Annotated in this window: 18 protein-coding genes; 8 read left to right on the top strand and 10 right to left on the bottom strand. The window is 58.4% G+C overall.

Translation table 11 applies throughout. The features are described from left to right. The first annotated feature begins 429 nt into the window (after nt 1-429). Nucleotides 430-1830 (top strand): pilus assembly protein TadG-related protein, encoded by a 1401-nt coding sequence (locus tag G6L28_RS20165; protein ID WP_174065909.1) that lies wholly within the window; start codon nt 430-432, stop codon nt 1828-1830. Between the two features lie 470 nt (nt 1831-2300). Here the strand turns inward: G6L28_RS20165 and xylA are convergent, their stop codons facing one another. The 9 genes from xylA to G6L28_RS20120 all read right to left on the bottom strand — a co-directional run bounded on the left by xylA (nt 2301) and on the right by G6L28_RS20120 (nt 13666). After that, nucleotides 2301-3611 (bottom strand): xylose isomerase, encoded by a 1311-nt coding sequence (xylA, locus tag G6L28_RS20160; protein WP_174065907.1) that lies wholly within the window; start codon nt 3609-3611, stop codon nt 2301-2303. A gap of 29 nt (nt 3612-3640) precedes the next feature. Continuing rightward, nucleotides 3641-5095: a xylulokinase gene (gene xylB, locus G6L28_RS20155; RefSeq protein ID WP_174065905.1), complete on the bottom strand. Its 1455-nt coding sequence runs from the start codon at nt 5093-5095 to the stop codon at nt 3641-3643. Nucleotides 5096-5119: 24 nt separating this feature from the next. Next, entirely contained in the window at nt 5120-6142 is a 1023-nt protein-coding gene (locus G6L28_RS20150; protein ID WP_174065903.1) for a LacI family DNA-binding transcriptional regulator, read from the bottom strand. A 142-nt stretch (nt 6143-6284) separates the two neighbouring features. After that, nucleotides 6285-7784 carry a lysine--tRNA ligase gene (lysS, locus tag G6L28_RS20145; RefSeq protein ID WP_174065900.1) on the bottom strand — a complete coding sequence of 500 codons (1500 nt, stop codon included), beginning with the start codon at nt 7782-7784 and terminating at the stop codon, nt 6285-6287. Nucleotides 7785-8068: 284 nt separating this feature from the next. After that, nucleotides 8069-9529 carry a glutamate--tRNA ligase gene (gene gltX, locus G6L28_RS20140; RefSeq protein WP_174065898.1) on the bottom strand — a complete coding sequence of 487 codons (1461 nt, stop codon included), beginning with the start codon at nt 9527-9529 and terminating at the stop codon, nt 8069-8071. 182 nt (nt 9530-9711) lie between these two features. Beyond that, complete coding sequence (locus G6L28_RS20135) at nt 9712-11484, bottom strand: SLC13 family permease (protein ID WP_174065896.1); 1773 nt, start codon at nt 11482-11484, stop codon at nt 9712-9714. Nucleotides 11485-11604: 120 nt separating this feature from the next. Beyond that, entirely contained in the window at nt 11605-12018 is a 414-nt protein-coding gene (locus G6L28_RS20130; RefSeq protein WP_174065894.1) for a hypothetical protein, read from the bottom strand. 70 nt (nt 12019-12088) lie between these two features. Next, nucleotides 12089-12844, bottom strand: coding sequence for a TerC family protein (locus tag G6L28_RS20125; RefSeq protein WP_174065892.1), 756 nt, complete (start codon nt 12842-12844; stop codon nt 12089-12091). A 150-nt stretch (nt 12845-12994) separates the two neighbouring features. Beyond that, the gene (locus G6L28_RS20120; RefSeq protein ID WP_337795787.1) at nt 12995-13666 is read right to left on the bottom strand and encodes a TetR/AcrR family transcriptional regulator; all 672 of its coding nucleotides are present in this window, start codon (nt 13664-13666) and stop codon (nt 12995-12997) included. Nucleotides 13667-13820: 154 nt separating this feature from the next. Here G6L28_RS20120 and G6L28_RS20115 point away from each other — a divergent pair, with 154 nt between their 5' ends. Both G6L28_RS20115 and G6L28_RS20110 read left to right on the top strand, forming a co-directional pair. Then, nucleotides 13821-15023 (top strand): HlyD family secretion protein, encoded by a 1203-nt coding sequence (locus tag G6L28_RS20115; RefSeq protein WP_174065890.1) that lies wholly within the window; start codon nt 13821-13823, stop codon nt 15021-15023. A gap of 56 nt (nt 15024-15079) precedes the next feature. Further along, on the top strand, nt 15080-16663 hold the full coding sequence (locus G6L28_RS20110) for a DHA2 family efflux MFS transporter permease subunit (protein WP_174065888.1): 1584 nt from the start codon (nt 15080-15082) through the stop codon (nt 16661-16663). A gap of 91 nt (nt 16664-16754) precedes the next feature. Here G6L28_RS20110 and G6L28_RS20105 read toward each other — a convergent pair whose 3' ends face one another. Further along, entirely contained in the window at nt 16755-17681 is a 927-nt protein-coding gene (locus G6L28_RS20105; RefSeq protein WP_337795788.1) for a hypothetical protein, read from the bottom strand. 356 nt (nt 17682-18037) lie between these two features. Here G6L28_RS20105 and G6L28_RS20100 point away from each other — a divergent pair, with 356 nt between their 5' ends. The 5 genes from G6L28_RS20100 (at nt 18038) to G6L28_RS20080 (ending at nt 21827) form a co-directional block, all read left to right on the top strand. Then, a complete protein-coding gene (locus tag G6L28_RS20100; protein ID WP_234902669.1) occupies nt 18038-18928 on the top strand; it encodes a metal ABC transporter substrate-binding protein in 891 nt (296 codons plus the stop codon). Further along, a complete protein-coding gene (locus tag G6L28_RS20095) occupies nt 18925-19812 on the top strand; it encodes a manganese/iron ABC transporter ATP-binding protein (RefSeq protein WP_425292696.1) in 888 nt (295 codons plus the stop codon). Before G6L28_RS20100 ends, G6L28_RS20095 begins: the two co-directional genes overlap by 4 nt. Then, nucleotides 19809-20669: a metal ABC transporter permease gene (locus G6L28_RS20090; RefSeq protein WP_337795786.1), complete on the top strand. Its 861-nt coding sequence runs from the start codon at nt 19809-19811 to the stop codon at nt 20667-20669. The genes G6L28_RS20095 and G6L28_RS20090 overlap by 4 nt, the downstream gene beginning before the upstream one ends. Further along, nucleotides 20666-21517 (top strand): metal ABC transporter permease, encoded by an 852-nt coding sequence (locus G6L28_RS20085; protein ID WP_174065884.1) that lies wholly within the window; start codon nt 20666-20668, stop codon nt 21515-21517. Before G6L28_RS20090 ends, G6L28_RS20085 begins: the two co-directional genes overlap by 4 nt. A 136-nt stretch (nt 21518-21653) precedes the next feature. After that, a complete protein-coding gene (locus tag G6L28_RS20080) occupies nt 21654-21827 on the top strand; it encodes a DUF1328 domain-containing protein (RefSeq protein WP_027676934.1) in 174 nt (57 codons plus the stop codon). Nucleotides 21828-22063 lie beyond the last annotated feature (236 nt).

Here is a 22063-nt window from a genome sequence, read left to right as displayed (position 1 = left end):
CGAAACATTGAAACGCCGCGCGTTACGCCCATTGCTTCGAAGCACCGCCATAATGGTGCAGCGCCGACTGGGCGGGGAAAAACTTTTTGTAACCATCTGATTTCATTGAAATCGTCATATCGGTGTCAGACTTTTGCTCTCACCGAAGAGCAGATGTCGGAGCGCAAATTACCCAAATGAGCTGAAAAATAATAAGCGATGCCAGCCCGTCTTACGCAGACGCATCTAAAATAAAAAAATCTAATTTAGGTCACGCTCTCAAATAAAACCATGAAATTTGATAATGTTTTATTCGTCAAACATCAAAATATAAAAATTCGAACTGTATAAATATCGCTATATTTCAGTTTATTTCCGGCAAACGGAGCAAGTCAATATCAACGGCAGTAAATATTGGCGATTTCTATTTAAGCCTTTTCGGAAGATAAGATGAAGATCATTCACAACCTCAAGAGACTTCATGCGTCCACCCGCGGAAATTTCGGAATACTCACCTCGCTGCTCATCATCCCCGTGATGCTTTCGGCGGGCGCGGCGCTCGATCATATGCAGGCGTTGAACCGGAAGGCGGATTTACAGGAGGCTACAGACAGCGCCGTTCTGGCCGCTGCCTCGAATTACGGCAAGGGCATGAAGGACGGCGCCGTCAAACTGATGACGGAGCAATGGCTTTCTGCCCACGGCACGCTGACGGAGGCAAAGATTACCGGCCCGACGCTGAACGTGGCCAACCGCGAACTGTGCCTCGAAGTGGCGGAAAACGTGCCGACGACGCTGATGAAGATCGTCGCCATCGACAGCGTGGCGGTATCCGTCGAATCCTGCGCTGCCGTGACCTCCACCGGCCAGGCCGAAATCGCGCTTGTGGTGGATGTTTCCAGTTCGATGGAAGAAAACAAGCGTTTCGTGCCGATGCAGACGGCGCTTCGCCAGTTCGTCAGCCGTGTTTCGCAGGATGGCAACAACAGCAACGCATCGATCTCCATCGTGCCCTTTTCAAGCCGCGTGAGCATCGGTGCGACAAGAACGGGCTGGCTGCGCGCCTATGATGGCCAACCTGCGGTCCCCGCCCGCTGGACGGACCCGCAATCGACCTATGACCCCAGCAAGTACACCTTCGTAAAATGGGTGGACGGCAAGACAGTCGGCGCGAGAAATTCCAGCAACCAATACTGGATCGGCTGCATCGAGCCTCGCGCCGATGTCTCGATGAAAGACACCGGAAAGGTAAGCCCCGCCAGCCTCTCCGACGACCCGCCGCAGACAAGCCGTTTCGTGCCGATGGACACCAATCCGCGCTCCAAGAAAAGCTTCTGTCCGCAGCCGATCGTGCCGCTGACCAATGATTTCAAGACGTTGCAAAACGCCGTCTCGTCGCTGATCTCGGAAGGCTCGACACGCCTCGACGCTGGGCTGATTGCCGGATGGTATGCGCTTTCGCCCAGATGGCGCACCAGCTGGGGCGGGCAGCTGCCACGCGACTACAGCAAGGAAACCAAGAAGATACTCGTCTTCATGACAGACGGCGAAATGAACGCGAAATACGGCAAGGACGATAATGACGGTCTGGACTGGCTCTGCCTCAACCAGCGTTCGGACGCATGCAGCGACACCGCAGTCACGCACTTCCTGACCATCTGCGAATCCATCAAGAAGGCCGGGATCGATATCTATACCATTTCCTATAGCAAGGACGCGGATATCGCCAATCTACGCAAATGCGCTTCAAAGCCATCGCAGGCCCTTGTGGCTTCGACCGATACGATCAGCGTCGTGTATGACCAGATCTCGCAAGCGATCGTGACGAATAAGCTGCGACTGACGCAGTGAGGGGTTGGTGGCGCCAACGCACTTCCGTCATCCCGGCCCTGAGCCACTACTGTCCGACTTCAATATTCAGGAATGATGCAGGGTATTGATTTCATGCATATTCTGTCCGTTCTCGTGAATTTGGACATTAGCGGAAGACCGGCACGGGATAGGTGATTGGGACCATAACCAAACCCACTGCCGTCATCCTCGGGCTTGAGCCGAGGATCCATTCCCGTCTAGATGAATTCAAACGGTTGTGAATCCTCGGGTCAAGCCCGAGGATGACGGCAGTGGGGGCGGAGCCGTCGAGGGACCCTATCTGGGTAACGGTGCAGGAACGCTCGTCAACGTAAACCGGACAGCAGTGCATCAAGTGCGGGTTGACGGAACTGGGTATGTTATCCGCACCGCAAAACGCCGAAGCAAAGCGATGCTGGTCCAACGGCGCATCACGCGGGGCCACCCCCGCGTGATGCCTCTACTTCCGATCAAACGTAGCGGTTGACCACGTTTTCCAGATATTCCTGACGGCCGGACTTGGGCTCAGGATTGATGTTTTCGCGCTCGACCCTGGCTGCAATGTCTTCAAGCTTGTATTCGCCGCGAAGCATCTTCTGGGCTTCCGGCGCATCCCACTTGGCATAACGTTCTGCCAGTGGCTTGGACAGCGCACCGTCTTCCACCATCTTGGCCGCAGCTTTCAGGCCACGGGCGCAGCAATCCATGCCGCCGATGTGGCCGATCAAAAGGTCTTGCGGATCGAGAGACTGGCGCCGCAGCTTGCTGTCGAAGTTGGTGCCGCCGGAGGTAAAGCCGCCTGCCTGCAGAACCTGATAATAGGCCAGCGCCATTTCCGGGACGTTGTTGGGGAACTGGTCGGTATCCCAGCCGGACTGGTAATCATTGCGGTTCATATCGATGGAGCCGAAAATGCCGAGCGTGGAGGCCAGCGCCAATTCGTGCTCGAAGGTGTGACCGGCAAGGATCGCGTGGCCCTGCTCGATGTTCATCTTCACTTCGTTCTCAAGGCCGTACTTCTTGAGGAAGCCGTAAACGGTGGCGACGTCGTAGTCGTACTGGTGCTTGGTCGGCTCCTGCGGCTTTGGCTCGACCAGAATCGCGCCCTTGAAGCCGATCTTGTGCTTGTATTCGACCACCATGTGCAACATGCGCGCCATCTGGTCGAATTCACGAGCGAGATCGGTATTGAGCAGGGTTTCGTAACCCTCACGACCGCCCCACAACACATAGTTCTCGCCGCCGAGCTTCATGGTGGCATCCATGCAGGTCTTGATGGTGGCTGCGGAATAGGCAAACACATCCGGATCCGGATTGGTCGAAGCACCCGCCATGAAGCGGCGGTTGGAGAAGAGGTTGGCCGTGCCCCAGAGCAGCTTGACGCCGGTGTCGGCCTGCTTCTGTGCAAGATAATCGACGATTTCGTTGAGATTCCTGGTGCTTTCAGCGAAAGTCTTGCCTTCCGGGCGCGCATCGGCATCGTGGAAGCAGTAATAAGGTGCGCCGAGCAGGCTGAACATCTCGAACGCCACATCGGCCTTCAGCTTGGCTTTGGACATTTCATCGCCGAACCATGGGCGGTCGAAGGTGCGGCCACCGAAGGGATCGCTGCCTTCCCAGGCGAAGGAATGCCAGTAGGCGACAGCAAAGCGCAGGTGGTCTTCCATACGCTTGCCGAGGACAACCTCATCCGGGTTGTAGTGACGGAATGCCAGCGGGTTGGTGCTGTCCGGGCCTTCATATTTGACCTTGGGCGTTTCGCCGAAAAATCCGGTGGTCATGTGTCGTTCTCCCTTTTGTTCGAAAATATTCAGTGTGAAAGCGGCTTGATGGCGGGATAAAGCGTCCGGTAGCGCCCGTAGGCCTCTTCATAGGCGCTGCCGAGTGCCGCCACCGGCTCGATGGTTTCTTCCGTGTCCGGCTGGGTGCAGACGCTGACTGGATCGGCTCCCGTTGCTGCAATGAGCCCAAGGCGGGCCGCACCGAAGGCTGCGCCGAAATCGCCTTCCGCCGGAATATCGACCGGCACGCCCAGCGATGTCGCAATCGAGGCGAGCCAGTAGTGCGAGCGCGAGCCGCCGCCGATGGCGGTGACGCGGGAGATGGAGGTGCCTGCGGATTTGAGGGCTTCGAGATTATCGCGGATCGCAAAGGTCACGCCTTCAAGCACGGCTTGCGTCAGCGCCTTGCGGTCGCTTTCATGGGACAGGCCGATGAAGGAGCCGCGAATGGCGGCATCGTTGTGGGGGGTGCGCTCGCCGGAGAGGTAAGGCGCGAAGGTGACGCCGGTCGGGGCTTTCAGCTCATCGCCCAGTTCCGCCGTCAGTTCGGCGGCGGATTTGCCTGCGATGTGCGAATACCAGTTGAGCGCATCGGTGGCCGACAGGATGACGCCCATCTGGTGCCATGTGTCGGGCAGCGCATGGCAGAAGGCGTGAACGGCGCTTTCCGGCTTTGGCAGATAGGACGCGTTGGCGGCAAACAGCACGCCAGACGTTCCGAGCGAAACGAAGGCGTGGCCTTCCGACACCGTGCCCATGCCGCAAGCCGAGGCCGCGTTGTCCCCTGCCCCACCGGCGACGACGACCTTGCCGGAAATGCCCCATGCGCTGCCAAGTTCAGGGCGAAGCGTTCCCGCCTCATCCGTGCCTTCCACCAAGGATGGCATGTGGTCTTCGCTGAGGCCCGTTGCTTCCAGCAGTTGGGACGACCATTTGCGCGCGCCGGTATCCAGCCACGACGTGCCAGCCGAGTCGGACATTTCGGAGATATATTCGCCCGTCAGCCAGAGGCGCAGGTAGTCCTTCGGCAGCAGAACCTTGGCGACTTTGGAAAAGATTTCCGGCTCGTTATTGGCAACCCAGACAAGTTTCGGTGCGGTGAAGCCGGGGAAGACGATATTGCCGGTGATCTTGCGGAAACGCGGATCGGCATCGAGTTTGGCGGCTTCCTCATATGAGCGCGTATCGTTCCAGAGGATCGACGGGCGAAGCACCTTGCCGGATGCATCGATCAGCGTTGCGCCGTGCATCTGGCCGGAAAGGCCGATGCCCTTGACCGCCGAAAGTTCCTTCGGGAACTTCTCTTTCAGACCGGCGACCGCTGTTTCCGTGGCCTTGATCCAATGGGCGGGGTCCTGTTCCGACCAGCCGTGATGCGGGCGCGAAACCTCCAGCGAGCCATTGGCCGAGCCGATGATCTTCTGATCACCATCGATCAGCAGCGCCTTGACGCCGGATGTTCCAAGATCGAGACCGAGATACATGCTGTCCTCCAGTTCAGATTGCGTTCAAGGGAGATTATCCCTCAGGAATATGTCGATACGGATGCGCTCCTGCGCCTCGATGACAGTGAGGCCATCGGCGCGCGCCTTGAGCACGCGGATTGCGCTGCGCACCTCATGGCCCGCGTCCTGATTGAGGACGGCATCAAGGGTACCGTCGCGGAGCGCCGCTGCCGTGTTGTCGTTGAGTTCATGGGCAATCACGCAGGGCTTCGATCCGGCTGATGTTTTCAGCGCACGAACAAGGCCGCGATTGCCCGCGCCGAGGCTGTAAAGGCCGAGCAGACTGGGAGTGCTGCGCAGGCATTCGCTCACAAGCCGCTCCACGGTTTCGGGATCATCCCGGCCTTCCAGCACCGGCAGAATGCGCAGATGCGGATATTCCGCTTCGATGACCGACTGGAAACCGGAAAGACGTTCACGGTGATCCTTCACCAGCATCGAGCCCGCCAGAACGGCGATCTCGCCCTGCGATTTCGGCAGGAAGCGCCCCATGAGGCTGCCTGCCGTGCGGCCAGCCGCGACGTTATCGATACCGGCGAAGTGATCGCGTTTCGAGCCGGTCAAATCCGAAACCAGTGTTACGGCGGCAATGCCGCTGCCCGCCAGCCGGTCGGTGGCTTCCACCACCTCTTCCGCATCGATGGCGACGAAGGCGACGCCGGAGGGTTTTTCCTGCCGCGCCACATCGAGCGCCTGACACAGGGCTGCGGCATCAAACGGCGGCACCTCAATGATGCGGATGGAGGTTCGCTCCAGATAAGACCGCGCCGCCGCCGCCCGCACCTCGGCGCGAAGACCTGCCATAAAGGAATTGTCGTTGTTGGGAAGGATGAAGACCAGCGCGTAACTTCTGCCCTTGGCCAGATTGGCGGCAGCGATATCGCGCACATAACCCAGCTCCGAAATCGCCGCTTCCACCTTGGCACGGGTGGCCGCATGCACACCCGGACGCAGGTTGATAACCCGGTCCACGGTCGCAAGGCTGACGCCCGCTTTTGCAGCAATATCATGAACTGTCGGCTTCATGCTTCCTCCCGCGAAGTGTCATAGTAGAGTTTCTGAGGTACGTAAATCAGAAAATGATGTACGTACCTCAATTTTGATATGAAAGAAGCCGGAGACATGGCTGCCTCCGGCTTCAAACTTTCAAACTAGAGCCTGACCGAAATCAATCGTTCTTCTGGCGGCGGGCCGGGAAGAGGATGACGTCGCGGATCGATGGGGCGTTGGTCAAAAGCATGATGAGGCGGTCCACGCCGATGCCGAGGCCCCCGGCGGGCGGCATGCCCTGATCGATGGCGTCGAGGAACTCGTCGTCGAGCTGCTTATCCTTTTCGCCGCGGGCATGGGCCTGCTCCAGCTGTTCCACCATGCGGCGGCGCTGTTCTTCCGGGTCGTTAAGCTCGGAGAATGCGTTGCCGACTTCCCAGGCGTTGCAGTAGCTTTCGAAACGCTCGACCAGACGCGGCTCGCCCGGTACTTCCTTGGCGAAGGGCGAAATGTCCTTGGGGAAATGGGTGACGTGGCTTGGCTGGATCAGCGTGCTCTCGACCTTTTCTTCGAAGATGAAGGCAAGGCATTCGCCCCACGTCCAGTCCTTCTCCACCTCGAAACCGGCAGCCTTGGCAGCGGCGCGGGCTTCTTCATCGGTCTTGATCGACAGGAAATCGATGCCCGTTGCTTCCTTCACCGCATCCGGCATCGGCACGCGCTTGAACGGACCCTTGAAGGAGATCGTCTGGCCCTGGAAATCCAGCTCCGTCGTGCCGTGGATCGCAATCGCCAGCGTTTCGAACATCCGCTCGACGAGACCCATGATGTCTTCGTAATCGGAATAGGCCCAGTAGCACTCCATCATGGTGAATTCTGGATTGTGCCGGGTGGAAACGCCTTCGTTGCGGAAGTTGCGGTTGATTTCGAACACCTTGTCGGACAGGCCCGACACCAGCGTGCGCTTGAGGAAAAGCTCCGGCGCGATGCGCAGATACATGTCCTGCTTCAGCGTGTTGTGAAAGGTCTTGAACGGATCGGCCGTCGCACCGCCATAGACGGTTTGCAGCATCGGCGTTTCGACTTCGAGGAAGCCTTCAGCCTCCATGAAACGGCGAATGCCGGAGATGATCTTGGAGCGCTGCTGGAAGCGCAGCTTGGACTCCTCGTTGGAAAGAATGTCCAGATGGCGCTTGCGATAACGGATTTCGACGTCTGAAATGCCGTTCCACTTTTCCGGCATCGGAAGCAGCGACTTCGTCAGCATGGTGATTTCTTCGGCATTGATCGTCAATTCGCCGCGCTTGGTACGGCGTACCTTGCCGGTCACGCCGATAATGTCGCCGATGTCGATCATCGGAAGCATTTCGCGCGCACTTTCAGGCGTCGTGTCCTTGTGGGAGAAGATCTGAACCTTGCCGGAGGCATCATGGATATCCATGAACATGCCCGAATTGCGGTTGGAATAAACGCGGCCCGCAACCGTTACCGTGTCGCCTGTCTCTACGTCCGGCTCGATATCCGCATATTTTTCCGCAAGTTCCGCATTGGTCAGCGTGCGGTGGAAGTGGGCCGGGTAAACATCGCCGATCTTCTCGCGCAGCAGCGCCAGCTTCTGGCGGCGCACTTCGGTGGCGTCGGAGGAAAGTGCGGTGGTTTCGGTTGTCTTGTCGGTCATCGTCTTTGGCCTTTTTCGGGCTGTGTTGTTTTCTATGCTACTGCGGTCGCCTCTTGCGCCCGCACCTTTCCGTATCCGGTATTCTCGACCCTCTCGGTCGTCATCCTTGGGCCTCTCGGTCGTCATCCTCGGGCTTGACCCGAGGATCTAACCCACTCGCGGCACTCTCACCATCGAGGTCTGAGCGCCCGGCGTGGATCCTCGGGTCAAGCCCGAGGATGACGGCCGTTGGTGGGCGATGATGACGATTGGGGCAATGTCGAGCAAGACCAAGCCGCGTAGGCTTATGCTCCGGCTGCACCAACCATCGACGCCACAACGGCAATCGCGGTCTTCAAACGCTGGCGAACGACCGAGCGGCCAAGCAGCGCCATCGAGTCGAACAGCGGAAGCGACCGCGAGGAACCGGACATGGCGACGAAGAGCGGCGGTGTCACCACGCGCAGCTTTTTGCCGGTACGCTCGGCCACATCGCGCAGCTCCTGCTCGATGGATTCCAGCGTCCAGTCCGGCATCTTTTCCAGATCGGCAGCGACCGTGGTCAGGATTTCGTGGATTTCTTCCGGCTTGCTCTTGAGGCCAGCGAAGGATGCGGGCGTCAGGCCGACATCGCTCGACAGCAGGAAGCCCGCAAGGTTCGGCAGTTCACCCAGCTTGGACACGCGGCTCTGCGAAAGCTTCAAACCTTCCGTCAGGCGCTGGTTTTCCATCGCCCATGCAATCGTGCGGGAGATGAACTCTTCCGGTGTCAGCTTCTCACGCAGCCAGCGGCCGTTCAGCCAGTCCAGCTTCTGGATATCGAAGATCGCGCCAGCCTTGGAAAGGGCTTCCGGGTCGAACTTGGCGGCAAGCTCTTCCATGGTCAAAAGCTCTTCGCCTTCGCCGATTTGGATGAAGAACAGGCCAAGGAAGTTCATCAGCGCTTCCGGCAGATAGCCGAGTGCGGAGTAGTAGGAGATCGACGTCGGGTTCTTGCGCTTGGAAAGCTTCGACTTGTCGGCGTTGCGCATCAGGGACAGATGCATGAACACCGGCTCCTGCCAGCCGAAGTAGCGATAAAGCAGAATGTGCTTCGGCACCGAGGCCAGCCATTCTTCGCCGCGCGCCACATGGGTGATCTTCATCAGATGGTCGTCGATGACGTTGGCCATATGATAGGTCGGCATGCCATCTGCCTTGACCAGCACCTGCATGTCGACCGAGTCCCACGGGATCGATACGTCACCATAGACGCCATCGTTGAAATCGCACGAGCCTTCGGCAGGAATTTTCATGCGCACGACTGAGACTTCGCCCGCGTCCATCTTCGCGGTGACTTCCTCGGCCTTCAGATGCAGGCAGAGACCGTCATATTTTGGCGGCTTGCCAGCGGCGCGCTGACCTTCGCGCATTTCTTCCAGACGCTGCGGCGTGCAGAAGCAGCGGAAGGCATGGCCCTTGTCCAGCAAATCCTGCGCGTAGGGCCAGTACATGTCCTTGCGCTCGGACTGGCGGTAGGGGCCATATGGGCCACCGACATCCGGGCCTTCGGACCATTTCAGGCCGGTCCATTTCAGCGCTTCCAGCACTTTCTCTTCATATTCGCGCGTGGAGCGCGTCGCATCGGTATCTTCGATGCGAAGGATGAACTCACCGCCATGCTTTTGGGCAAAGAGGTAGTTGAAAAGCGCGATATAGGCCGTGCCGACATGCGGCTCGCCGGTGGGGGAAGGTGCAATACGGACGCGGACGCCGGAAGTGGTCATTGAAATTCACTCGTCGTAACGTGGCGTGACTTTGAGCATCGATGCCCGTTGTCACGAAAATTGACGTTGGATGCGGCAGGAACGGTTGCAAACAGGCGCAGACGCGCAGCTTTCGCACGTTCCCATTAGGCATTGGCTTAGGCCATATTCCACCGCAGGCGTCAAGGAAATATGGATAGGGATCAGGAAACCGGCCAGACGTAGAGTAGCATCGGGATGCTGACGATGACGATCAGGAAAGACAGCGGCAGGCCGAGCCGTGGGTAATCGCTGAAGCGGTAACCGCCCGGCCCCATCACCAGAGTGTTGCACTGATGGCCGATGGGGGTGAGGAAATCGCAGCCTGCACCGATGGCCACAGCCATCAGGAATGCTTCCGGGCGAAAGCCGAGGGTGGTGGCAAAACCGGCGGCAATCGGTGCCATCACCAGCACCGTAGCGGCATTGTTGAGGAAGGGCGTGACGGCCATGGCGGTCAGCAGGATCATGGCGAGGGCGGCAAAGGGGGGAAGGCCATGGGCCACGCTGCCCAGCCAGTCTGCAATCAGCTCGCTTGCGCCGCTGGTGCGCAGGCTATCGCTGACGGGTATCAGCGCCGCCAGCATGACGAGGATCGGGCCATCGATGGATTTATAGACTTCGCTCAACGGGATCGCGCCAACCACGATCATCATGAAAGCGGCGGCAAAGAAGGCGACGGAAACCGGCACAAGACCGCTTCCGGCAGAGATCATGGCTGCGGCCAGCACCAGAACCGGGAGTATGGCCCTGCGCTGGACGCCGAGCAGAATTTCCCGCTGCGCCAACGGCAGCAGGGAAAATTCCTGCAACACGAGCGGCAGGTTCTTGCGGCTGCCCTGCAGAAGAATGACGTCACCGGCCTGCAACGTCAGTTCGCTGAGGCGCTGGCTGACGCGCTGTCCACGTCTTGAAACCGCGATCAGGTTGACGCCCCGCGTATAGGACAGAGCGAGTTCACGCGCCGACATACCGTTCAGCGGGGAATCCGTGCTGACCACCGCTTCCATGGCGACGAGATCGACGGCCTTTTCACCCCTGTCGGTCAGAGGCTTGCCGGAAAGCGTCAGCTTGGCCTGCGAGACCAGCCGATCCAGTCCCTCCGGACTGCCTTCGAGCATGATCGTATCGCCGCTTTTCAGCTTAACGTCCGGGAAAGGAGAAATGCGCCGGGGACCGCGCAGGATGGCGCTGGCGATCACGCCGCCATCACCCTGCCGGATCAGTTCACGCAGGGGCTTGTCGTGCAGTTCGCTGTCTGCAGGCAGCGTGGCTTCCGCCGTATAATTCGCCTGGTCGAGAATATCCTCAACGGACGCATGTTGCTTTGCCCGCACCGGCAACAGCTTATAACCGAAAGTGAGAAACAGGATGCCGACGACAGTCAGGCCAAGGCCGACGGGCGTGAAATCGAACATCGAAAAGCTCTGGCCGGTCATCTCTTCGCGCAGCCGTGAGACGACGATGTTGGGCGAGGTTCCGATCTGCGTCATCAGCCCGCCCAGCAGCGCGGCAAAGGCCATGGGCATCAGATAGAAGGAGACCGGACTATTGGATTTGCGGGCAAACTGGAAGGCGACGGGCATCATGATGGCGAGCGCGCCGATGTTCTTGATGAAGGCCGACATGACGGCAACCACGATCATCAGGAAGGCCAGCTGCAGACCCTTGGAGTGCATTTCGGGAAAGTACCGCTTGATGGTGAAGTCCACGACACCGGATCGGGCAACGGCGGAACTGACGATCAAGGCGCTGGCGACGATGATGACGATATCGTCGGAAAAGCCGGAGAAAGCCTTGTCAAAGGGAACGACGCCCAGAAGCACAGCGATCAGCAGCGCGCTGCACGCCACCACGTCATAGCGAAACCTGTCCCAGATGAAGGCGACCATCATGCCTGCGATGACGAGAAAAGCGAGAATCTGTGCGGTCGTCATCTGTCTAATTTTGCTTTCAAAACTGGAAAAGGCGGGAACGCCATATCCAACTGGGGCGGGTGCCTGAAACAACGTCTATGGCAAAGCCGAAGTTCCTGTGAGGAACCGGGCGCGCTTGGATTATTTGAAGAAGGCATCGAGGTAAATCGCGGTCGCATCGGAAATGCCGACCACCTTGTTCGTGCCCTGCCTGTAAAGCTTGAAGTTAAGCTCGGTCTCAGGCCGCCCGTCGCTCCATTCGGTAAAGCCGCACAACTGCTCGCGCGCCAGCAGCCGCGCGCTCAGAGCGTCGAGCCTGATCGTCAGATCGACGCGGGGTGTCTGTCTGGCAAGGCCTGCGGTTTTGGCAAGGGCTTTGGAATGAACGACGGCACCGCGAGCGATGAGACCGGTGCGCTGCGAGCCCCTGTCGGCAAAGAGGTAAATCCGATCGTCCGCGGCAATAACCTTGCCACCATACATCGTCTTTTGCGCGGGCAGATCGATCAGCTCCGGTGGTGGGTAGGGAAAATCGGCTTTCACGACGAATTTCATGCCGGGCTCCCTTCACCTTCCGGTGGTCGAACCGCGCCGCCAGAAGCGGCGCAGTCACGCATTCTGAGTATTAATGTAGTGTGCCAGCCTTCTTCTTCGCGCGCGCATTGCGGGCGAAGATATTGAGCGCTTCGACTGCTGCCGAAAATGCCATGGCAGCGTAGACGTAGCCCTTCGGCACGTGGAAGCCCATGCCTTCGGCAATCAGCGTCGTACCGATCATCAGGAGGAAGGCGAGCGCCAGCATGACGACGGTCGGGTTACGCTCGATGAAATTAGCGAGCGGGTTGGCGGCCAAAAGCATGACGGTGACGGCGACGACGACGGCAACGACCATGATCGGCACATGCGGCGTCATGCCGACTGCGGTGATGATGCTGTCCACGGAGAAAACGAGGTCGAGCAGAAGGATCTGCGCAATGGCAGCCGAGAAGCTGGTGATGGCCTTGCCGCCGCCGACCATGTCTTCCTTGTGGTCGACCGGGTCCACATTGTGGTGGATTTCCTTGGTAGCCTTCCAGACGAGGAAGAGGCCACCGGCAATCAGAATGAGATCCTTCCAGGAGAAGCCCTGGCCGAACACTTCGAAGACAGGTTCGGTCAGCTGGACGATCCAGGCGACGGTGCCAAGCAGGCCTAGGCGCATGACGAGTGCAAGCCCGATACCGATCCTTCGCGCTTTTTCGCGCTGGTTTTCAGGCAATTTGTTGGTGAGGATGGAGATGAAAATCAGGTTGTCGATGCCGAGCACGACCTCCATGACGATCAGGGTGACGAGCGCCACCCATGCTGCGGGGTCCGACAAAAGAGGGATTATAGAATCCACTGGCCTGTTTTCCTTTTTCCAAAAAAGCCGATCTTCGGCGACGTTCGAAACAGAATGCAATCTATCTTCGAATCGACAGGAAACAAGCACATGACAATCGTCAGATGCAAATCCTCTGCTTAAACATCACCCTGACGGGTGCGAATGGATTTAAGGCTGCTTTGTTCCATAGGCGGCCATGAAGACACGCACTGCGCTGGAAATGACGCGTTCCAGTTCCTGCTTGGGGAGATCCCCTTCGAGCTCTCCAAACAGGCGAAGCTTGAAGAAGGTGCCGGTGGAAAGCTCTATGAACTGGCGCGACGCGAGCTCCACGTCATCGACCTGAAGGCTTCCCTGTTGAATGTGGTGGCGGATGAACTCTTCCAGCACGACCTTGACGTTGTTGGGAGCTGCCGAAAAGAAACGGCGCGAAAGCTTCGGCATACGATCGATCACGCCCAGCACCGAGCGCATGGCCGGGATCATGTCGGTGTCGATCAACCGGGTTGCGAAGGCCATGCCGAACTGCCACAGGCCGTCGCGCACTTCCTCCGAACCTTCCAGCGTGTGACGCATGGAATCGGCAAATTCGCTACGGTGGCGGTCGATCAGGGCCGCGAAAAGGTCTTCCTTATTCGCGAAGTAGACGTAGATCGTACCCTTGGAAACGCCTGCTTCCCGCGTGATGTCGTTCATGCTCGAGGCATCGAAACCCTTGGACCTGAACATGCGCCATGCGCCATCCAGAATCTGCTCGCGCTTCAATGGGTCCTCACCCGCCGCGAACCTTCCGCCGGGCTGGTTGGAACAATTGTCCTCGATTTCTCTTTCTTTACTCACGATACGATCCGTAATCGTTGTTCATGTCTTTTTCAATATGAATCGAACCGAGTGGTTCGATCCCACTTGATATGTGATGCGAAAAGGACTATGTCAATCGAACCGAACGGTTCAGTTCGAAGTATTTGCTAATTCATAGTCCATGGTGTCAGCGATGTCAGCCCAAAAGAATGGCGCAGTTCGTGCAGTCAATTCTTCCGAGGATACGGAAGCCCGTACCGAAGAAAACAAGCCCGTAGCGGCAGAACAGGCCGCCGCCGCGCAGCCTGCCCCCGCACCCGAAGAGAAGAAGAAGCGCAAATCGTTTCTCCTTCCCGTTGTCGCCGTTGCGCTTCTGGCGGCAGGCGGCTGGTACGGCTATAATTACTGGACGGATGGCCGCTTCCTGATTTCCACCGACGACGCCTATATCAAGGGCGACATCGCCGTCATTTCGCCGAAGGTTTCCGGTTACGTCGCAAAGGTCGAAGTCGTCGCCAACCAGGAAGTGAAGGCGGGCGATCCGCTGGTTTCGCTGGACGATGGCGATTATCGCAATGCCCTTGAGCAGGCGGAAGCCCAGCTTGAAACACAGAAGCTCTCGCTCGGCCGTATCGATGCGCAAATCTCCGGTGCGGATGCAGCACTTGCGCAGGCGCAGGCCCAGAAGGGCTCGCTGGATGCAGCGCTTCGCGGCGCGGAAATCAACCAGAAGCGTGCGAGCGAACTCCAGTCGAAGGATGTCGGCACGGCCGCCTCTTCCGACAACGCCCAGATTGCACTGGAGCAGGCCAAGGCGAATGTCGTGGCCGGACAGGCGGGCGTGGTTTCGGCGCAGGCCAATATCGAACTGCTGAAGGCCCAGCGCAAGGAAGCCGAAGGCTCCGTCAAGACGCTGGAACTGGCCCGTGACAAGGCCGCCCGCGACCTGTCCTTCACCGTCCTGCGCGCACCTTACGATGGCGTCATCGGCAATCTTTCCGTCCAGACGGGCGATCTCGTTTCGGTCGGCAAGCGGCTGGCCTCGCTGGTTCCCATGGATGCGCTCTATATCGATGCCAACTTCAAGGAAACGCAGCTTGCCCGGATAGAGCCCGGCTCCAAGGTGCGCGTCCATGTCGATGCCTACGACGACCAGCCGATCACGGCCACCGTTCAATCGATTTCGCCTGCCTCCGGCTCGGTCTTCTCCATGCTGCCGCCGGAAAACGCGACGGGCAACTTCACCAAGGTCATCCAGCGCGTCCCGGTTCGTCTGGTCTTTTCCAAGGAAGACCTTGCCAAGCACAAGCTGCGGGCCGGTCTGAGCGTGGTCGTGGATGTGGACACCCGTACCGCACCCGACCAAAGCCAGACGGCACAGGTTCAAACGAAGTAACATCATTGAGGCAGAGCCGCTGAACGCGCCTGCCAGTATGAGTTGGGATCAAAATCATGGCGGCAACAGCCAGCATGGCGGTCGGCAAAGCGCCTGCCGCCGATCCTCCGATGGACCGCAGACGCCTTATCGCCTTTTTCGCGATGGTGTTCGGCATGTTCATGTCGATCCTCGACATCCAGATCGTGTCCGCATCGCTTGCCGAAATCCAGGCGGGCCTAGGTGCCGGTTCGGATGAAATCGCCTGGGTGCAGACCTCCTATCTGATTGCGGAAGTCATCATGATCCCGCTGTCGGGAACGCTGGCGCGCATCCTGTCCACCCGCGTCCTTTTTGCGACCTGTGCTGCGGGCTTCACCATTTCCAGTGCCCTGTGTGCGACCGCGACGAACATCGACCAGATGATCGTCTACCGAGCCATTCAGGGCTTCATAGGCGGCGGCATGATCCCATCCGTCTTTGCCGCCGCCTTTACCATCTTCCCACCTTCGAAACGTTCCGTGGTCTCGCCCATCATCGGCCTTGTGGCAACGCTTGCGCCCACCATCGGGCCAACCGTCGGCGGCTATCTTTCCAATGCCTTTTCCTGGCACTGGCTGTTCCTCGTCAACATCATTCCGGGCATCATCGTCACCCTCCTGACATGGAACCTGATCGATTTCGACCAGCCTGAAAAATCGCTCTGGAAGAAGTTCGACTGGTGGGGCCTCATCTCCATGGGTGTCTTCCTCGGTTCGCTGGAATATGTTCTGGAAGAGGGCAACAACAACGACTGGTTCAACGACAGCCATATCGTGCTCGGTGCCATCGCCATGACAATCGGCGCGGTCGTGTTTTTCTGGCGCGCCTTCAAGGTGGATTTCCCGGTGGTGGATCTGCGCGCCTTTGCGGACCGGAATTTTTCCATCGGCTCGCTATTTTCCTTCGTCATGGGCATCGGCCTTTACGGTCTGACCTACATGTATCCGCTCTATCTCGGACGCGTGCGCGGCTACGATGCGCTGATGATCGGCGAGACCATGTTCGTTTCGGGCCTTGCGATGTTCTTCACAGCGCCGATCGCGGGCAAGCTTTCCGCCAAGCTCGATCTGCGCATCATGATGGTCATCGGCTTCATCAGCTTTGCTTCCGGCACATGGATCATGACGCACGTGACGGGAGACTGGGATTTCTACGAATTGCTGATCCCGCAGATCCTGCGCGGTTTCGGATTGATGATGTGCATGGTGCCGATCAACAACATTGCGCTTGGAACGCTGCCGCCAGCGCGTATCAAGAACGCATCGGGCCTGTTCAACCTGACGCGAAACCTTGGCGGTGCCGTGGGTCTGGCGATCATCAACACCCTGCTCAGCCAGCGCACCGACGACCACTACGTGCGCATTGCCGAGCATGTGAACTACGGCAATCCGGCAGCACTGGAATGGCTGAACAGCGTTGGAGCCAACTACGATTCCTACGGTCTCGACGGTGCATCCGTTGCCGTGAAGAAACTGGTCGGCGTCGTTTCCCAGCAGGCATGGCTTCTGGCTTTCGCAGATGTTTTCCTCGGCCTGACCATCCTGTTCAGCAGTCTGGTCCTGCTGACGCTGTTGATCAACAAGCCGAAGGCGGCACCGCCGCCGGACGCCGCGCATTGAGATAACTGGCGGCATCATAACCGCTCACGCCCATCCACCGCAGCGCTTGGGGTCGTCAGAAATGGCGGCCCCAAATCGTTTGAGACCTCTTCTAATGCCCTGCAGCGACAGGCGGCTCACCGTGGGATTCAGGCGGAGGCGCATCTTCCGTTACGGGTTCGGTTTTCCCTGCCGCAGCCTCGGGCTGTGCCGCGATTGCCGTCGTCGAACCCTTTCCGAAAATCAGGGATTTGAGATAGCCCAGACTGAAGAAGCTCTGGCTTTCGCTTTCCGGCGTCGAGGTGAGTAACTGTTCGTCCTGCGCGCTGTTATTTTCCGGCGGATGACCGGACGTGCTTTCCGGGTGAGCCGGTTCAGTGACCGGGGGATGGTCTTCCTTGGTCGCGCCCGGTGCGTCGTGAGAGGGCGCTGCCGCCTCGTGCCCGGTTGACTTGGCCGTCTCACCACGACCACCGGCGGGCGTCTCGCTGGCGGGGTCTGCGCAATCGGCAAATCTGGTCAGGCCCGCCATCATGCCTTCGGCATCTTCGACCGTCACATCGATACGCATGCCATAGAACAGGCCATCGCCGCTGGCGTCGCCATCATAATAGAAAACGGAATATTCCTGCGGATGCGCATCCTGCGGGAGCTTGCTCGTATCGGGAATGAAGACGGCCTGTGCGGCTATCGCCCGTCCACGCATTTCGGAGCGCATCTGCGGGCCGTCCGTGTCCAGAACGGAAATCTGTACAAGGTCAGGCTTTTCACGGTCATAGACCGCCTTTGCCACGCGAAGCGCGGTCTTGGCGCGTTCCACGCCATCGCCTCCCTCCGTGCGAATGAATTTTCTGACCCAGAAAGTACCATTCTTCTTTATGTCGACCTTTTGCGCGGTCTGGCATTCCAGACCGTTGACGGAGGCTTCGGACGGTCCCAAGAAACGGTCTTTCCCGACAAGAATAGCGGCCACGCCCGACGCTCCTCCGAAAAGAAGGAACGCGCCGCCTGCCACCAAAATCTTGCGAGAAAACCGTATTCTTTTGAACACTGCCTTCACGTCGAACGTCTCGACATCGACTACCCCGTTTCAAGCCCCGCTCCACAGGCATGCAACCCGCTGAACGAATGAGCGCGGCAACGGCGTGACCGTTTCCGTGCAAGGTATGATCCTGAACAATTCTCATTGAAGAAGGTTTAACTCATGAAGGATTCCAAGAATTCACCTGAACCATTTTTGGACTTCGGCAGTTTTGTGCCTTCGTTGTGAATTTGAGCCCGTCGGGAAAAGTCATTCTCCCGTGATGCGAATGAGTTGCAATAGCATTGACATTTCGAAAAATGGAACTCAAATTGCTATTGCGAATTAATCGCAAAAGAGGTTTGATGTCGTTCATGACGCTGAAGAGTTTGATTTCCGCCCTGTTCACCGCAACACTCCTGCTGCCCTTCGCCGCCACAGCGCAGGAAAAGCCGAAGGTCGTAACCACCTTCACCATTATTGCGGACATGGCACGCAATGTCGCAGGCGATGCCGCCGAGGTGGAAAGCATCACCAAGCCCGGCGCGGAAATTCACAATTACCAGCCAACCCCGCGTGATATACTCAGAGCGCGCGACGCCGACCTTGTTCTGTGGAACGGGCTGAACCTCGAACTCTGGTTTCAAAAATTTCTCGCTAATCTCTCTGACGTTCCCAACGTGACGGTGAGCGAAGGCATTACCCCGATCTCGATCAGCGGTGGCGCCTATCAGGGCAAGCCCAATCCGCATGCCTGGATGTCTCCCGACAATGCCCTGATCTATGTCGAAAACATCCGCAAGGCTTTGGCGCAGATCGATCCCGCCCATACCGAAATCTATACGGCCAATGCGAAAGCCTATTCCGAGAAGATCAAACAGGAAATCCAGCCGATGCGCGATGCCATCGCATCCCTGCCGGAGGCCAAGCGCTGGCTGGTGACGAGCGAAGGGGCGTTTTCCTATCTTGCGCGGGATTTCGGGCTGAAAGAGCTGTTCCTCTGGCCGGTGAATGCCGACAGCCAGGGCACTCCGCAGCAGGTGCGCGGTGTGATCGATGCCATGCGCGCCAACAATGTTCACGTCATTTTCAGTGAAAGCACCGTTTCCGCCGACCCGGCAAAGCAGGTGGCGAAGGAAACGGGCGCGGCCTATGGCGGCATTCTCTATGTGGATTCGCTCAGCGAAGCGGACGGCCCGGTGCCCACCTATCTGGACCTGCTGCGCGTCACCACCAGCACAATCGTAAAGGGCCTTGCGCAATGATGATGGGGAAACGGAAAAGCACCAGTAGCGGCCTTGCCATCGACAATGTCACGGTGACCTATCGAAACGGTCACACGGCACTGAGGTCCGCCAGCTTTTCCATTCCCCGCGGCACCATCACCGCGCTTGTCGGCGTCAATGGCGCTGGCAAATCCACCATTTTCAAGGCCATTATGGGCTTCGTGCCGCTGGCTGCCGGTTCCGTCTCGATTTTCGATGAGCCTGCGAAAGATGCGCTAAAGAAGAACCTCGTGGCCTATGTGCCGCAGGCGGAAGAGGTGGACTGGAGCTTTCCGGTTCTGGTGGAAGACGTGGTGATGATGGGCCGATACGGCCACATGAACTTCCTGCGCATTCCTTCCAGACGCGACCACCAAATGGTGGAAGAGGCACTGAAACGCGTCAACATGCTGGATTATCGCAAACGGCAGATCGGCGAGCTTTCCGGTGGGCAGAAGAAGCGCGTGTTTCTGGCGCGCGCATTGGCGCAGGAAGGCCAGATCATTCTGCTGGACGAACCCTTTACCGGCGTCGATGTGACGACCGAAGAGCAGATCATCGCCCTGTTGAAATCGCTGCGCGACGAAGGTCGCGTCATGCTGGTTTCCACCCACAATCTCGGCAGCGTACCGGAGTTCTGCGACCGCGCCGTGTTCGTCAAGGGAACCGTGATCGCCTCTGGCAAGACGAAAGACACCTTTACCGAAGAGAATTTGCAAAAGGCATTCGGCGGCAGCCTGCGCCACTTCATTCTCGGCGGCACCGATCTGCACGACGATGCCGATCCGCGGCGCCTGAAGGTGATTACCGACGACGAGCGGCCCTTCGTCATCTATGGCCAGAATGGACACAAGCCCGAACCGGTGCAGGAGGAAGAGCGGTGATCGACACTCTTCTTGAGCCCTTCACCTATTCCTACATGCTGAATGCAATCTGGGTCAGCGCGCTGGTGGGTGGCGTCTGCGGGTTTCTGTCCTCCTATCTGATGCTGAAAGGCTGGTCGCTGATCGGCGATGCGCTGTCCCACGCCATCGTGCCGGGTGTGGCGGGTGCCTATATGCTTGGCCTGCCCTTTTCGCTCGGCGCGTTCCTGTCGGGTGGCCTCGCGGCAGGGTCGATGCTGTTCCTGAACCAGAAGACGCGACTAAAGGAAGATGCGATCATCGGGCTGATCTTCACCTCCTTCTTCGGGCTTGGCCTGTTCATGGTGTCGCTGTCGCCCACCTCCATCAATATCCAGACCATCGTTCTCGGCAATATTCTGGCGATCACCACCGAGGATACCATCCAGCTGGCGCTGATCGGCGGCATCAGCCTTCTGGTGCTGGCAGTGAAATGGCGGGATTTCATGGTGGTGTTCTTCGATGAGAACCACGCCCGCACCATCGGCCTGAAACCCGAGATACTGAAAGTCATCTTCTTCACGCTGCTTGCGGCTTCAACGGTCGCGGCATTGCAGACAGTCGGCGCGTTTCTGGTGGTTGCCATGGTGGTGACGCCGGGGGCGACGGCCTATCTGCTGACCGACCGTTTCGAGCGGCTGATCGGCATGAGCTTTGCGATTGGCGCAAGCACAAGCTTTACCGGTGCGTACCTCAGCTATTTTCTGGATGGAGCAACGGGTGGCATTATCGTCGTGCTGCAAACATTGATCTTCCTCACCGCATTCGTTTTCGCGCCCAAGCACGGCTATCTCGCCTCGCGCGCCAAGGCGAAAGCTGCGCTGGAGGCAGACGCATGAGCGAATATCTCGAACTGACCTTCCTGCCCTTCCAGCTTCCCTTCATGCAATATGCCTTCATCATTACGCTGATGATTGCGGTGCCGATGGCGATGCTATCCTGCCTGCTGGTGCTGAAAGGCTGGTCGCTGATGGGGGATGCCGTGTCCCACGCGGTGCTGCCCGGCGTGGTGATCGCCTATATCGCTGGCATTCCTTTTTCCATCGGCGCATTCATCGCTGGCATGATCTGCGCACTCGGCACCGGTTTCCTGAAGGAAAACAGCCGCATCAAGGAAGACACAGTGCTCGGCATCGTTTTTTCCGGAATGTTCGGGCTTGGCCTCGTGCTTTATGTGAAGGTGCAGAGCGACGTGCATCTGGACCACATCCTTTTCGGCGACATGCTGGGCGTCTCGGTGGCGGATATCATCGAGACCGGGCTGATCGCGCTTGCCGCCACGCTGTTTCTTGGCATCTTGCGTAAGGATCTGCTGGTTCATGCTTTCGATGCGCAGCATGCCAAGGCCATTGGCCTTCCGGTGCGCATATTGCATTACGGCCTGCTGGCGGTGCTGTCGCTTACTGTCGTCGGTGCGCTTCAAGCGATCGGCATCATCCTCTCCGTAGCCATGCTGGTAGCGCCCGGAGCAATCGCCTTCCTGCTCACGCGCCGATTTTCGAGCATGATGGTGGTGGCGGTGATCGTCGCGGTATCGTCTTCGCTCATCGGCATCTGGGCGAGCTTCATCATCGACAGCGCGCCCGCGCCCACCATCGTCCTCATCATGACCGCGATCTTCATCGCCGCCTTCATCCGCACGACGGTAAAAGCGCGACGGACGAGCGAGAACCACGCAGTTATCTGACCTGCACCTCGATACCACACGCATTTTGAAAGTATCTTTTCAGAGCGGTGGAACCGTACCCCATTCTTCCGCGTCAATATGAGCAAGACAAACGCGCCGCGTTTGCCCGTTTCAACTCTGACGAAAGAGAAAAACCATGCTGAAGTGGGCCCTCATATTCTTCGTTATCTCGCTGATCGCCGGTGTATTCGGCTTCACCGGAATCTCCGCCGCGGCGTCGGGCATCGCGCGCATTCTGTTCTTCATCGCCGTGGTGATCTTCGTGATCTTCCTCGTGCTGGCACTGATGGCTGGCCAGGCGATACTCTGAGACACTGCTGATAGGTTTTGGAGAGGCGGGCCAGATGGCCCGCTTTTTTTGGATGGCATGGGGGGGAAGAACCCCTCACCAAGAAAACCTATGACTTCGCTTTGCGAAGATTGAGGTTTTCTATCCTCTCCCACAAGGGGACCATTGCAAAACCCGACGAATATGATTCACTTTGTTTGTGAGCGATCGAAGGGGCGGTGGCATGGCGATGAAGAGCGGTTCTCAGTTCAGCTTTG

Source organism: Agrobacterium larrymoorei, assembly GCF_013322225.1.
Classification (GTDB): domain Bacteria; phylum Pseudomonadota; class Alphaproteobacteria; order Rhizobiales; family Rhizobiaceae; genus Agrobacterium; species Agrobacterium larrymoorei_A.
Note: the sequence above shows the minus strand (reverse complement) of the source record. Positions and strands in the feature narration are given on the sequence as shown.

Excerpts from the sequence above, each read along its gene's own strand:
- G6L28_RS20165 (WP_174065909.1), top strand. The coding sequence starts at position 430 with ATGAAGATCATTCACAACCTCAAGAGACTTCATGCGTCCACCCGCGGA.
- xylA (WP_174065907.1), bottom strand. The coding sequence starts at position 3,611 with ATGACCACCGGATTTTTCGGCGAAACGCCCAAGGTCAAATATGAAGGC.
- xylB (WP_174065905.1), bottom strand. The coding sequence starts at position 5,095 with ATGTATCTCGGTCTCGATCTTGGAACATCCGGCGTCAAGGCGCTGCTG.
- G6L28_RS20150 (WP_174065903.1), bottom strand. The coding sequence starts at position 6,142 with ATGAAGCCGACAGTTCATGATATTGCTGCAAAAGCGGGCGTCAGCCTT.
- lysS (WP_174065900.1), bottom strand. The coding sequence starts at position 7,784 with ATGACCGACAAGACAACCGAAACCACCGCACTTTCCTCCGACGCCACC.
- gltX (WP_174065898.1), bottom strand. The coding sequence starts at position 9,529 with ATGACCACTTCCGGCGTCCGCGTCCGTATTGCACCTTCCCCCACCGGC.
- G6L28_RS20135 (WP_174065896.1), bottom strand. The coding sequence starts at position 11,484 with ATGACGACCGCACAGATTCTCGCTTTTCTCGTCATCGCAGGCATGATG.
- G6L28_RS20130 (WP_174065894.1), bottom strand. The coding sequence starts at position 12,018 with ATGAAATTCGTCGTGAAAGCCGATTTTCCCTACCCACCACCGGAGCTG.
- G6L28_RS20115 (WP_174065890.1), top strand. The coding sequence starts at position 13,821 with ATGTCAGCCCAAAAGAATGGCGCAGTTCGTGCAGTCAATTCTTCCGAG.
- G6L28_RS20110 (WP_174065888.1), top strand. The coding sequence starts at position 15,080 with ATGGCGGCAACAGCCAGCATGGCGGTCGGCAAAGCGCCTGCCGCCGAT.
- G6L28_RS20100 (WP_234902669.1), top strand. The coding sequence starts at position 18,038 with ATGACGCTGAAGAGTTTGATTTCCGCCCTGTTCACCGCAACACTCCTG.
- G6L28_RS20095 (WP_425292696.1), top strand. The coding sequence starts at position 18,925 with ATGATGATGGGGAAACGGAAAAGCACCAGTAGCGGCCTTGCCATCGAC.
- G6L28_RS20085 (WP_174065884.1), top strand. The coding sequence starts at position 20,666 with ATGAGCGAATATCTCGAACTGACCTTCCTGCCCTTCCAGCTTCCCTTC.
- G6L28_RS20080 (WP_027676934.1), top strand. The coding sequence starts at position 21,654 with ATGCTGAAGTGGGCCCTCATATTCTTCGTTATCTCGCTGATCGCCGGT.